12 protein-coding genes are annotated in these 12,286 nt (G+C 55.6%); 11 read left to right on the forward strand and 1 reads right to left on the reverse strand.

Features of this window, described 5'->3' with window-relative positions; translation table 11 throughout:
• Window positions 1–125 precede the first annotated feature (125 nt).
• A complete protein-coding gene (gene rnz / locus PKO01S_RS22345) occupies window positions 126–1,052 on the forward strand; it encodes a ribonuclease Z (protein ID WP_127533658.1) in 927 nt (308 codons plus the stop codon).
• Window positions 1,053–1,127: 75 nt separating this feature from the next.
• Here rnz and tlp read toward each other — a convergent pair whose 3' ends face one another.
• Window positions 1,128–1,349, reverse strand: a complete 222-nt coding sequence (gene tlp, locus PKO01S_RS22350; RefSeq protein WP_127533659.1) for a small acid-soluble spore protein Tlp — start codon at window positions 1,347–1,349, stop codon at window positions 1,128–1,130.
• Window positions 1,350–1,584: 235 nt separating this feature from the next.
• Here tlp and PKO01S_RS22355 point away from each other — a divergent pair, with 235 nt between their 5' ends.
• The 10 genes from PKO01S_RS22355 to PKO01S_RS22400 form a co-directional block, all read left to right on the forward strand.
• Window positions 1,585–2,565, forward strand: a complete 981-nt coding sequence (locus PKO01S_RS22355; RefSeq protein ID WP_127533660.1) for a metal-dependent hydrolase — start codon at window positions 1,585–1,587, stop codon at window positions 2,563–2,565.
• A 161-nt stretch (window positions 2,566–2,726) separates the two neighbouring features.
• Window positions 2,727–5,012, forward strand: a complete 2,286-nt coding sequence (locus tag PKO01S_RS22360; RefSeq protein ID WP_127533661.1) for a DEAD/DEAH box helicase — start codon at window positions 2,727–2,729, stop codon at window positions 5,010–5,012.
• The gene (locus PKO01S_RS22365; RefSeq protein WP_127533662.1) at window positions 5,009–6,451 is read left to right on the forward strand and encodes a ribonuclease H-like domain-containing protein; all 1,443 of its coding nucleotides are present in this window, start codon (window positions 5,009–5,011) and stop codon (window positions 6,449–6,451) included. The genes PKO01S_RS22360 and PKO01S_RS22365 overlap by 4 nt, the downstream gene beginning before the upstream one ends.
• 201 nt (window positions 6,452–6,652) lie before the next feature.
• Window positions 6,653–7,747, forward strand: a complete 1,095-nt coding sequence (locus PKO01S_RS22370) for a Gfo/Idh/MocA family protein (protein ID WP_127533663.1) — start codon at window positions 6,653–6,655, stop codon at window positions 7,745–7,747.
• On the forward strand, window positions 7,744–8,556 hold the full coding sequence (locus PKO01S_RS22375; protein ID WP_127533664.1) for an HAD-IIA family hydrolase: 813 nt from the start codon (window positions 7,744–7,746) through the stop codon (window positions 8,554–8,556). Before PKO01S_RS22370 ends, PKO01S_RS22375 begins: the two co-directional genes overlap by 4 nt.
• Before the next feature lie 36 nt (window positions 8,557–8,592).
• Entirely contained in the window at window positions 8,593–9,408 is an 816-nt protein-coding gene (locus PKO01S_RS22380; protein WP_127533665.1) for an Fpg/Nei family DNA glycosylase, read from the forward strand.
• Window position 9,409: 1 nt separating this feature from the next.
• Complete coding sequence (locus tag PKO01S_RS22385; protein ID WP_127533666.1) at window positions 9,410–10,246, forward strand: deoxyribonuclease IV; 837 nt, start codon at window positions 9,410–9,412, stop codon at window positions 10,244–10,246.
• The gene (locus PKO01S_RS22390; protein WP_307719849.1) at window positions 10,228–10,602 is read left to right on the forward strand and encodes a cyclic-phosphate processing receiver domain-containing protein; all 375 of its coding nucleotides are present in this window, start codon (window positions 10,228–10,230) and stop codon (window positions 10,600–10,602) included. The genes PKO01S_RS22385 and PKO01S_RS22390 overlap by 19 nt, the downstream gene beginning before the upstream one ends.
• Window positions 10,603–10,644: 42 nt before the next feature.
• Complete coding sequence (locus PKO01S_RS22395; protein WP_127533667.1) at window positions 10,645–11,433, forward strand: ABC transporter ATP-binding protein; 789 nt, start codon at window positions 10,645–10,647, stop codon at window positions 11,431–11,433.
• Between the two features lie 2 nt (window positions 11,434–11,435).
• Window positions 11,436–12,286, forward strand: an 851-nt coding sequence (locus PKO01S_RS22400; protein WP_127533674.1) for an RlmE/FtsJ family methyltransferase, incomplete at its 3' end; no start/stop codon positions are given.

Genomic DNA, 12,286 nt, shown 5'->3' on the forward strand with positions numbered 1-12,286 from the left:
TTGAGCTGCATAGAGCAGTCTCGGGTATCGGGTATGCGGTACAGGATAGTAAGAAATAATGCACATAGACTAGACGATTCTCGAATGGACATATTGGATTTTAATTACAGGATGGAGGCGCATGGTTGGAGCTAACATTTCTCGGTACAGGTGCAGGCAGACCGAGCCGGCAGCGCAACGTGACGTCGATTGCGCTTCGGCTTCCTTCGCCGTTGAATTCGGTCTGGCTGTTCGACGCAGGTGAAGGAACGCAGCATAAGCTGCTTGATACACCGATTAAGCTGAATCGGATCGACCGCATTTTTATTTCGCATATGCATGGTGATCATACGTTCGGATTAGCAGGATTGCTCAGTACGCGCGCTTATGACGGAGGCGTTGATCCCGTTACGTTATACGGTCCGCCGGGGCTGCGCGAAATGATTGAATGTCTGTTCGAATTGAGCAGCACGCGCATTACTTACGAAATCCGTTATGTTGAAGTCGAGGAAGGGATCATTTATGATGACGGGCAGTTCAGTGTGGAAGCGGCTGCGCTCGAGCATCGGGTTCCGTGCTTCGGCTACAGGATCGTCGAGCGGGACCGTTCTGGCCGGTTGGATACGGCGAAGCTGAAAGAGGCGGGCGTGCCTGCGGGTCCATTGTATGGCAAGCTGAAAGCCGGCGAAGATATTGTGCTGGACGACGGACGCACGGTATGCTCGGCGGATGTAACAGGTCCTTGTATTCCTGGACGGATCATCACTATATTAGGGGATACGAAACCGTGCAGCGGTGCTTTGAAGCTGGCTCGCGATGCGGATTTGCTCGTGCATGAAGCGACATTCGAAGCCGGGTTGGAGGAGAAGGCGGAAGCGTACGGCCATTCGACGACGATACAAGCGGCAGAAATTGCACGCGAAGCAGGCGCACATAAGCTGGTAATGACCCATTTCAGCTCGCGCTACGATCTGGATGAAGCTGTGCGGCTCGAAGAGGAAGCCCGCACGCGATTCCCGGCATCATATGCAGCCCAAGACGGCTCTCAGTTCGCAGTGGAATGCCGCTGCTAACCAAATAACAGGGCGGCAGCCATCGTGTCTGAACAACACGTATGTCTGCCGCCTGTTGCATTATAGCCGATTATTTTACGATTCGAGCGGTTCTTCGTCTTGGAGTTCGCTCTGGAAGCCTTCGATGGCCGCTTGCCGGCCTTTGTTTTTGCTTTGGATGGCGCTAAGCTCCTGAGGCGAAATTTCTTCTGCGTGCTCGTCGAGATAGCTTTGTGCCTCTTGTAAATTTTGTTCCGTGTTCTCGATCGAATTGCGAATTCGGGATGCGTTGTTGCTGCGGTCGTCTGGTTTAGCCATTTGGGTTCGGCCTCCTATTAGCGGTGTATGATTTGGATTGAGCGGAACAGTTCCTCTTGCGAATCCTTGTATAAGATGCGGTAGCGGGCGGCGAAATATACGTGTGACAGCCCCTTCCTTACAATTTCGATAGAAACCGTAAACAATGTGTTAACGGTTCGCTGATACGATATGGTCGAAGGCGCGAAGCGGCCTTGGTATGATGCCAGCATCAGAATTGGAAGGGGTAGATCGAATGGATACCGGAAGTCATCTGCTGCTCGGACTGACGTTAGCTGGCGCATCGCTTGCCATCCCGGCTGTCGGAGCCGATCCGTCGCTGCAGCATGCGCTAATTGCTGCTTCGCTCATTGGCAGCCATGCGCCTGATTTTGATGCTGTTGCCCGGTTGAAAGGGCAAACCGTTTATTTGCGCCATCATCGCGGCATTACGCATTCTCTGCCGGCGCCGCCTGTGTGGGCGGCCGCAATCGGTTTGCCGGCGGCATGGCTGTTCGGCGTATGGGAGCATGCAGTGCTGCTCGTCTTATGGACGATGCTGGCTGTTATTTTTCATATTACGCTGGATCTCTTCAATGGTTATGGCGTTCAATGCCTGCGGCCTTTTACAAGACGGTGGCTTCATCTGGATTCGTTATGCTTATTCGATCCTTATATATTCGGTATCCATACTGCTGCAGCGCTGCTATGGCTGACTGGAATTGTGGAGGGATCTGCGGCAGGCGCGATGTTCGACATCCTGTATGGCTTGACCTTCGTGTATATGCTCAGTCGTCTCGCAGAACGCCGAAGACGGAAGAAACAACTGGAGCGTGTCTTCGGTACGAATAACCGGATTACGCTGCTGCCGCATATGTCCGGTCTGACCTGGCAATTTGTTATCGATGGCGCAGAGTGCTATGAGACAGGAACGATCGGCGTGAAGGGCATCGTAATGGAAGCAAAGATATGGAAATCGACCTCGCTTAGCGGATCAGAGCCGGTTGTTGCGACGCTCGGAACGGACGGCGTGCGTGCATTCTTGTCTTTTGCAACGAATGTGCACGTTCAAGTGAAGGAGAAGCTTGACGGGTATGAGGTAACTTGGGGAGACGTCCGTTTCTGGCACAATCATAAGCTCCCCTATACAGCTGCGGTTACGTTGGACCGTCAGATGAATGTGTTAAGCAGCAAGCTCGGTTGGGACAAAAAAACGTGGGAGCCTCCATACGTCTGATCGGACTCAGCATAGTGAAGATTGAAGCCCGCTCTGCCAGCCCGTCCGGTTGGGGCGGGCTGTTCTTCGCAAGCGGCTGTCCATCCTTTCCATTGCCAGCCGAACATGCATTCTGTACAATGTAGCTAGACTACGTGTACGGAATGCGGGAGGATACAGGGATGAACCGATGGACGGGCCGAGCCGACGACTTGGACGATTGGCTGGAGCAATTGAAGCATGAGCCGGAACTGATGGACAACGTGACGCACTGGCATACGATACCGCCTCGCGAGGCGCGTACGTCGCCGCTTCCCTATGATTTGGATTCAAAGCTGAAGGCTGCGCTCCAGGATCGGGGGGTCAACGAGCTGTACGTGCATCAGGCCAAGGCCTATCAAGCGGTACGGGAAGGACGGCATGTCGTAGCCGTTACACCTACGGCATCGGGCAAGACGATGTGCTACAATTTGCCGGTGCTGCAATCGCTGCTTGAGAATGATGACGGCAGGGCGCTGTACATGTTCCCGACGAAGGCACTTGCGCAGGACCAGGTCGCAGAGCTGCAGAAGCTTGCAGATATAATGGAAGTCGATATTAAGACGCATACATACGACGGCGATACGCCGCCGACGGTGCGGACGGCTATACGGAATGCGGGACATATCGTTGTGACGAATCCGGATATGCTGCACTCGGCCATCCTGCCTCATCATACGAAATGGGTGAAGCTGTTCGAGAATATCCGCTATATCGTTATCGATGAGCTGCATGCTTACCGGGGCGTGTTCGGGAGCCATGTGGCGAACGTTATTCGGCGTCTGAAGCGGATTTGTAAGTTCTATGGCTCGTCGCCGCAATTTATATGCGCATCCGCGACGATCGACAATCCGCGCGAGCACGCGGAGCGGCTGATCGGCGAACAGGTTACGCTAGTCGACGATAACGGGGCTCCAATGGGCGAGAAGCATTTTATATTTTATAATCCGCCGGTCGTGAATCAACAGCTCGGCATTCGCCGCAGCAGCGTTCTGGAGACACGCAAGCTTGCCGGCATGCTGCTTCGGCAAGGCGTGCAGACGATCGTGTTCGCTCGCAGCCGGGTTCGGGTCGAGCTGCTGCTGACCTACTTGCAGGAGCTTATCAAGGACAAAGTGAACGACAAGACGATTCGCGGCTATCGGGGAGGTTATCTGCCGAAGCTCCGCCGCGAGATCGAACGGGGCTTAAGAAGCGGCGAAATTCGAGGTGTCGTCAGTACGAACGCGCTCGAGCTCGGCATCGACATCGGGCAGCTGCAGGCATGTGTGCTGAACGGGTATCCGGGCACAGTTGCGAGTACGTGGCAGCAGTCAGGGCGCGCCGGCCGGCGGCAGACGAGCTCGGTGACGTTCATGGTGGCAAGCAGCAATCCGCTGGATCAGTACATCATTCAGAACCCGGAATACTTCTTCAACCGTCCGCCAGAGCGGGCGCTGATTCATCCCGACAATCTGCTTATTCTAATCGATCATGTGAAGTGTGCCGCTTATGAACTGCCATTCGAGATGGGCGAGAAGTTCGGCTCGGAGACGCTTGAAGATATGCTTGAATTTCTGGTGGAAGAGAAGGTGCTGCACCGAACGGGCAACCGCTGGTATTGGATGGAGCAGTCGTTCCCGGCCCATGGCATATCGCTGCGCTCGGCGGCGCAGGAGAACTTCATCATCATCGATATGAGCGAGGGCAGCCGCGTGCTCGGTGAGGTCGACCGGTTCAGTGCACCGACGCTCATACATGACGAGGCGATCTATATTCATGAGGGTGTCCAGTATCAGGTCGAGAAGCTGGACTATCATGAGAAGAAAGCTTATGTCCGACAGGTAGACGTCGATTATTACACCGATGCGAATATGGCGGTAGAGCTGAAGGTGCTGCATGCCGACAAGGAGCGCATAAGCGGCGAGATCGTACGAACCTACGGCGAAGTGACGGTTAATGCGAAGGCGACGATTTTCAAAAAGATCAAACTGCGCACGCACGAAAATATCGGCTCCGGACCGATCCACCTGCCCGAAGAGGAGCTGCATACGAGCGGCTATTGGTTCTCGTTCAGCGAGGAGGCGGCGGCAGGCAAAGGGACGAACGAAATGCAGTGTGCACTGCTAGGCCTTGCCAACGTGCTCGTTCATATTGCGCCGGTCTATCTCATGTGCGATCCGCTCGACATTCGTGTCGTGCCGCAGGTGAAGGCGGTGCATACGCAGCGGCCGACGATTTATTTCTACGACCGGTACCCTGGCGGGATCGGACTTAGCGAGCGGCTGTTCGATGTCCATGATGAGCTGCTGGAGCGGGCGCACAAGATGATTCGCAATTGCACCTGCTTAAGCGGTTGTCCTGCATGCGTTGGACCGATCGAGGAGGTCGGACTGCTCGGCAAAACACAAGCGCTCCAGTTGCTTGAGGAAGCGGGTGCAGGCCGATGAGTGCATTTCGCGACCGGTTCAACCGGCTGCGCGGACAGAGCGCCTCAACTGAAACGGCTGCGGAGCAGACGACGGGCGCGGCCGAAATTGACGAAAGGGAGTTATCTGCTGCGACTCCGGATCAAGATGAGACTGACAGTGATAGAGGGGGCCGCCTGGACGCTTCTGCTTCGGCTTCTGAGTCGGAACAGACACACACTTCCATGTCTCTGCCTGCAGATGTCCTCGAAATCGTACCGGAGTGGGAACCGCATGGTGTCCGGCTTGCACGCAATGAGTCGGGAGAGTTTCTGTTGAAAGAAACGCGCTACCCGGTTTCGTACCAGCACGGTATCCATGCTTTTTCCGAATGGGGCGAGGCTTCCTCCTCGCTCGCAGCTTTTCACGGGATCGAGGAAGTGATGGGTGCCGGTTCGCACGCTGATGAGGAGACTACAGCAAGGCTTGCTGGCGAAGAAGTGTTGTTCCTCGATTTGGAAACGACCGGATTAGGAGCCGGAGCGGGTAACGTGCCGTTCATGCTAGGCATCGCTTATTTCGAGAATGGGGAATATGTCGTCCGGCAATCGTTGATCCGCCATCCGGCTGAGGAGCGCGCAATGCTGGCCGATTTGAAGGAACGGCTGCCGCGGTTCCGATATCTCGTGACGTATAATGGCCGAACGTTCGACTGGCCGGTTATGCAGAGCCGGTTTATTATGAATGGATTCGGCAGCCGGGTATGGGAGCCGCTCCATCTTGATTTTTTGCATCCTTCCAGAAGTATTTGGCGCAATACACTCGTCTCCTGCAAGCTTAGTTATGTCGAAGAAGAACGGCTAGGCGTATTCCGTGAAGACGATTTGCCTGGTTCGGAGGCGCCGGGGCGGTACTTTGCTTATTTGGCAGACGGAGATCCGCAGCCGCTTCTCGATGTGTTCAAGCATAACGAGATCGATATGCTTTCGCTGGCCGCGCTTGCTATTCGGTTCGGACACCTGTTGGGTGGCAGAATCGGTGAAGCGTTCCCGATTCCGACGGAGCCGGAGGAGCTAGTCCGTACTGGACTGTGGTTGGAACGAATGGGCCGCCATGACTCCGCGCTGCCTCTGCTCGAACTGGTCCGGACGTCGGAACGGGGCACGCCGGCTGTCTGGAACCGGCTCGCGGAACGCGATAAGCGGCTTGGCGATTGGGCGTGTGCGACCGCTCTATGGGAGAAAGCGGCGGACGCCGCTGAGCAAGCATCAGGAATGCTGAATTGGGATGCGCATGTGGAGTTATCCATGTATTTCGAGCATCGGGCTAAAGACATTCATCAAGCGCTCCATTACGGCCGCACCGCACTTGAACTTGCGCTTAGTCATCCGCTAAGCGGCAAAGCAGACAGTAAGCGGCGCAAAGAAATCGATGCGCTCAAGCACCGTATCGACCGGCTTCTCCGCAAAGCGGGACGTTAATGAAGCGATTACTGTGTTGTTGGCAATAAGCGTCTCTGTGAGGGACGCTTATTTTCATAGGCTGACATGAGCTTTAACTAGCGATTGCCGCATGCGTCACATGTGCTTGGCAACAGGGCAACAGCTATGTTATTGTGGCAGAAGGCTGTTTGTTATTGTACAAGGTGATTTTGATAGGACAGCGGCAGGGGGAATACATACATGAATACGATCCGATTCGCCTTCAGCGGCTTCGGAAATATAGCCAAAACCCATATGACAGCGCTCCGCGCGCTGCCAATCGTCAAGAAAGTCCCGGCTGTTCCGGTGCTCGATACTCTTATTACGCGCGATCCGGAGCGCAACCGGGCGCATGCGGAAGCGATCGGCTTCCGGCGAATCGTCTCAAGCGTTGCGGAAGCAGCGATTGATCCGCAAGTCGATGTTCTTGACATTTGCACGCCGAACAATCGGCATGACGAAGATGCGAGAGCGGCCATTGCAGGCGGCAAAGCAATTTATTGCGAGAAGCCGATTACAGATCAATACGATTCGTCAGCTGCGCTGGAGCAAGCGGTTAGCGCTTCGGGACTGACGCAGCAATTGGCTTTCACTTTCCGTTATCATCCGGCTGCTATGCGTATACGCGAACTGGTAATGCAAGGCGTTGTCGGCGACATTCTGCAATGTAAAATCGCGTACCGCCGGTCCGGTTATCTGAACGCAGAGCGTCCGGTAAGCTGGAGACTCGATACGGGCATGTCCGGAGGCGGAGCGATCAGCGATCTAGGCGTTCATGCGCTTGATCTGTTCCGGTATTGGTTCGGCGAGGTCGCGCACGCGGACGGACGAGTTCATACGCATGTGAAGCGCCGACCGGCTGCTGCAGGCAGCACGGAACTCGTAGAGATGGCCATCGACGACTGGGCGATCATCCATCTTACGACCGAATCTGGCGTGAACGGCATGGCGGAAGTATCGCGCGTCGCACTTGGATCCGAAGCATTCGATATTCAAATCGTTGGCTCGAAAGGTTCTATTACTTGCGATTTGGAACGGGATGCCGTACCGGCGGTCCATCTGCTTCGCGGGACGCCAGGGACGCTGCCGGAGCCTTCATCGCTTGCGCTTGTGCCAGATGAGAAATCTACGATGGGATTTGCGGTTGACACCCATTTTGGTGCGCTTCATCATTTCGTGCTCCGGCTTGCGGGCGATGACCGTTGGTCCGATATCGTACCGACGCTCAAGGACGGCGTTATTGCAGAGTATTGGATCGATCGGGTGCTTACCCAAGCGAAAGCGGGTCAGGCATGAAAAATTCGGGGCGAACAATAAAAGGTGTGCTTCTCGATCTAGACGGTACGTTGTATCACGGTACGAGGATGATTGCCGGAGCGGACCGTTTAATGGAGATGCTGACGGCAAGAAACATTCCTTACTTATATGTAACGAACAACTCTTCGTTATCGCCGGAGGCTTTCGCGGCAAGGTTGCGGGGAATGGGGCTTCCAGCCCGGGCAGAGGATGTCTGTACCTCGGCAGGCGCAGCAGCCGAATATGTGGCGGAGCGCCGTCCCGGCGCTAAAGTGTTTATTATAGGAGAGAGCGGACTGCGCGAAGCCGCGGTGGAAGCAGGACTTCAGCCCGTCGAGAACGGAGCTGATGTCGTGCTCCAAGGCATCGACCGGGAGCTTACTTATAGCAAAATGGCGCAAGCTGTCGATCAATTGCTTAGCGGAGCGGAGTCGGTTATGACGAATCCAGACCTGCTGCTGCCTTCCGAGCATGGTTTAATGCCAGGGGCTGGCTCGATTGGCGCGATGCTGCAAGCAGCGAGCGGCAAGGCGCCGACGATTATCGGCAAACCTTCGCCGATTCTAATGAACTATGCGCTGGAGCGGCTTGGCGTCGAGGCGTGCGATACGCTGGTTGTAGGAGACAATCTTGCGACGGATATTGGTGCCGGCATCGCGGCGGGGTGTGTTACAGCTCTCGTGCTGACGGGACTTACGACGGCAGACAACTTGGAACATTATGCAGCGAGAGCCGGTTGCAGAGCGGACGTTGTATGCGCGGACTTGGATGCGTTAAGCTCGTATATATCCGAGCGAATCGGGCAATAAGAGAAGGAAACGTACGGACAGGAAGGAAGAGGACGGATGCCAGAACTACCGGAAATGGAAACGTATCGCATCATGCTGTCGGAACGGATTGCCGGCAAGCTGATAACCGGTGCTGCGGTAACGCGCGATAAAACGATAAATATGGAGCCCGACGCGTTCATTTCGGATGTCGTCGGCAGAACCGTCTGGTTCGTCGAACGAAGAGGCAAGCATCTGCTGCTGCATCTGGACGATGGCCGCAGACTCGTCATCCATCTGATGCTCGGCGGCTCGTTGTATTATGGCGATGAAGAAGACCGTCCTGACCGGACGGTACAGGTGGAACTGTCGTTCGGCAGCCATAAGCTGTTCGGAATCGGACTGCGTCTGGGTTACGTCCATCTGCTGTCCGCGAAGGAAGCAGTCGAACGGTTCAAGGAACTCGGACCCGAGCCGCTGGATCCGCGGCTGACGGCAGCATCATTCAGGAAGTTGTTCCAGGGCAAACGCGGCGTATTGAAATCGGCACTCGTCGATCAGCAGACGATAGCGGGCATCGGCAATTGTTATTCAGACGAAATTTGTTTTACTGCATCGATTCGGCCGAATACTCGCATCCCGTCGCTTCGCGACGAGGAATGGGAGCGTTTGTTCCGTGCGACGCAATCGGTGCTTCGCGATGCGACCGCAGCAGGCGGATACATGGAATCGCCGACGTTCCTCGGGGATACGCTGACGGGCGGCTACAACGAGCGCTGCCGTGTCTACGACCGCGGCGGCCAGCCTTGCTTGCAATGCGGCACCGCAATCGAGCAATCGGAAGTCGCCTCGAAAAAAATGTTCTACTGCCCTTCGTGCCAACCGGAGCAATAACATGCTGTACGGCTGTCATGTGAGTACCAGAGGCGGTTATTTGGCGGCAGCCGTGAGAGCGGAGGCGCAGGGCGCGAAGTCATTTCAATATTTTCCGAAAAATCCGCGGGCGCTCTCCGTTAAATCGTTCGACCGTACGGATGCGAAGCGGTGCGCCGCTTACTGCACCGAACGCGGGCTGCATTCGATCGCGCATACGCCTTACCCGACGAATCTGGCTGCGGCGGATGCGGATCAGCGAAGCCGGACCGTCTCATCGTTGCTTAACGACCTTGATATAGCAGAAGCGTGCGGTTCGATCGGTGTTGTCGTTCATTTCGGTATCTATAAAGGTGCTGAGCCGCTGGCCGGTTACCAGAACATTATTACGGCATTGAACGAGGTGACAGCCCAGTGGGACGGCAAGGCGAAGCTGCTGATCGAGAATCAAGCGGGCGACCATGCGTTCATGGGCACGACGTTCGAGGAGCTGGCGACAGTGCGCAGCTTATGTAATGCTCCACTGCAGATCGGCTTCTGTCTGGATACATGCCATTTGTTCGCAAGCGGCGGCTGGAACGGCGAGCCGAATGCGCCGTGGTTGAAGAAAGCGACTGAAACGGGAGTATTGCCGCACATCGAGGCCATTCATTTTAACGACAGCAAATACGAATCGGGACAGCGCAAGGACCGCCATGCCGCGATCGGTGCGGGAATGATCGGCGAGCAAGGGCTGCGCTGGCTGCTTCAAGCGCCGGAGCTTAAGAACGTCCCCTTCGTACTGGAGACGCCGACCGAAGGCGCGGGATCACATAAACAACAGCTGGAGCGGATGGTAATATGGGGGACGGAACGCTGAAGCATATTTTTTTGGACGACTATCGGAAATGTCCGTCCGGTTTCGTGCTTGCACGCGATGCCGAAGAATGCATAATGCTGCTGGCGAATATGCCGGTCGGCATTTTGTCGCTGGATTACGATCTTGGGTATGGGCAACCGACGGGGCTCGAAGTTGTCCGATATATAGTCGAACACGGGATTTATCCGCAAGAGGTTTATTTGCACACGTCCAGCGAGGCGGGTCGGATGCAAATGTACCGCTTGCTCTCGCAGCATGCGCCGAAGGACATGGTCCTGCATTATAGGGCAATGCCTGATGAAGTGCGGGAGAGAGCCGCGAGAGACGGATCAACGGGTGAGAGCTCGAAGCAATGATACGGATGGATTGGATATCCGATCGTGAAGGGGGAGTTAACTTTGATACATTTGCAGGACATAACGTTCAAGCGCGATGAGCGTACGATATTAAATGGCGTTAATCTTCATATCAGCAAAGGCCAGCAATGGGTTATTCTCGGACGGAATGGCTCCGGCAAAACGACACTGCTCGAGTTCATGACCGGCTATCAGTTTCCGACGAGCGGTACGGTCGACGTGCTTGGCAACCGGTTCGGCACGGTCGACGTGCGCGAAGTACGCAAGCAGATTGGTTATATATCGCAGTCGTTGATCGAGAAACTGACGCTGCGCGATCCGGTATGGGAGGTCGTTGCGACGGGCGAGTACGCTTTCCTGCGGTTCTATCAAGAGATTCCGGAAGAGGTGCAGGCGAAAGCGAAGTCGCTGCTTGCTGAGGTCGGATTGCTGCATACGGCGGACCAGCCGCTCGGAACGCTGTCGCAAGGTGAACGGAAGAAAGTGATGCTGGCGCGCGCCCTTATGCAGGAGCCGAAGCTGCTTATTATGGACGAGCCTTGTGCGGGGCTTGATCTGTATGAACGCGAGAAGTTGCTGGCTGATCTGGAACTGCTGAAAAACCGTGATATCACGGTTATCTATGTTACGCATCATATTGAAGAAATCGTTCCGCTATTCACGCATGTTGCGCTCGTTCATGATGGGCGCATTGCGGCTGCAGGCACGAAGGAGCAGGTTCTGCAGCCGTCCGTGTTGTCTAGCGCATATGAGCTGCCGATTGAAGTGGATTGGCAGCACGGCAGACCTTGGATAAGAGTGCTGCCGCAACAGGAAGGAGCCGTCAAGTGAGTATGGATATGCCATCGGTAACGGCATGGATCGGCACTTCGAATCAAGGCTACGCGCCGCTTGCCATGGAAGAGATTCGCCGCACGCTATCTGGAGCTTCCGTCCGGGTATTGGCGCCGGCAGAGACATTCATTATCGAGAGTCCTTTCGATCGGACGGAGACGCTGAGGGTGCTGAGCGAATACCCGTCCGTGTTTCTGCGCCATATTCAGCCGATTGACGGTATTCTCGTTCTGGACGGCGAACGCGATCCGCTGGAATGGCTGTCGGAACAGGTGCGTGTTGCGCAGGCCGTATTGACGGGCAAACATGCTGCTGTTCATATTCGGCGAGCGGAAGGGAGCGCGTTCGAACGTTCCGTGCTGGATACGAAGACATCGGTCGATGCCGCGCTGCGGGATATCGGAGCGGAGCCGGACCAGCGCAGTCCGGAGCAAATCGTGTCCGTGTATGCCGTGAAGGACCAGCTGATGTACGGTATCGGTACGCCGGAAGAACTGATGTCCGACTGGCCGGGCGGAGCGATCCGGTTCCACCGGGAGGACGGTCAAATCTCCCGTGCTAAGTTCAAGCTGATCGAAGCGGAACGCGCTTTCGGTCTTCAATACAGCCAGTACCGGGAGGCGCTCGACATCGGAGCAGCGCCGGGCGGTTGGACATCGCTTCTGTTGGAGCGCGGCGTGAAGGTGACGGCGGTTGATCCAGGCGACATGCACCCCTCGTTGAAGCGTCATCCGAACTTGAAGATTATGAAACGGAACGCATCCGATGTAAAGTTCAAGCCAGGCACATTCGATCTTCTCGTATGCGATATGAGCTGGAGCCCGATGCAAATGGTGAAGCTCGTGCTTGA

Origin of the sequence: Paenibacillus kobensis NBRC 15729, assembly GCF_004000825.1 — a bacterium.
Classification (GTDB): domain Bacteria; phylum Bacillota; class Bacilli; order Paenibacillales; family Paenibacillaceae; genus Paenibacillus_T; species Paenibacillus_T kobensis.

What these genes read in the sequence shown, in the direction of transcription:
- PKO01S_RS22385 (WP_127533666.1), top strand. Translation starts at nt 9,410, where the DNA reads ATGCTGTACGGCTGTCATGTGAGTACCAGAGGCGGTTATTTGGCGGCA.
- PKO01S_RS22390 (WP_307719849.1), top strand. Translation starts at nt 10,228, where the DNA reads ATGGGGGACGGAACGCTGAAGCATATTTTTTTGGACGACTATCGGAAA.
- PKO01S_RS22355 (WP_127533660.1), top strand. Translation starts at nt 1,585, where the DNA reads ATGGATACCGGAAGTCATCTGCTGCTCGGACTGACGTTAGCTGGCGCA.
- PKO01S_RS22370 (WP_127533663.1), top strand. Translation starts at nt 6,653, where the DNA reads ATGAATACGATCCGATTCGCCTTCAGCGGCTTCGGAAATATAGCCAAA.
- PKO01S_RS22375 (WP_127533664.1), top strand. Translation starts at nt 7,744, where the DNA reads ATGAAAAATTCGGGGCGAACAATAAAAGGTGTGCTTCTCGATCTAGAC.
- PKO01S_RS22380 (WP_127533665.1), top strand. Translation starts at nt 8,593, where the DNA reads ATGCCAGAACTACCGGAAATGGAAACGTATCGCATCATGCTGTCGGAA.
- PKO01S_RS22360 (WP_127533661.1), top strand. Translation starts at nt 2,727, where the DNA reads ATGAACCGATGGACGGGCCGAGCCGACGACTTGGACGATTGGCTGGAG.
- PKO01S_RS22365 (WP_127533662.1), top strand. Translation starts at nt 5,009, where the DNA reads ATGAGTGCATTTCGCGACCGGTTCAACCGGCTGCGCGGACAGAGCGCC.
- tlp (WP_127533659.1), bottom strand. Translation starts at nt 1,349, where the DNA reads ATGGCTAAACCAGACGACCGCAGCAACAACGCATCCCGAATTCGCAAT.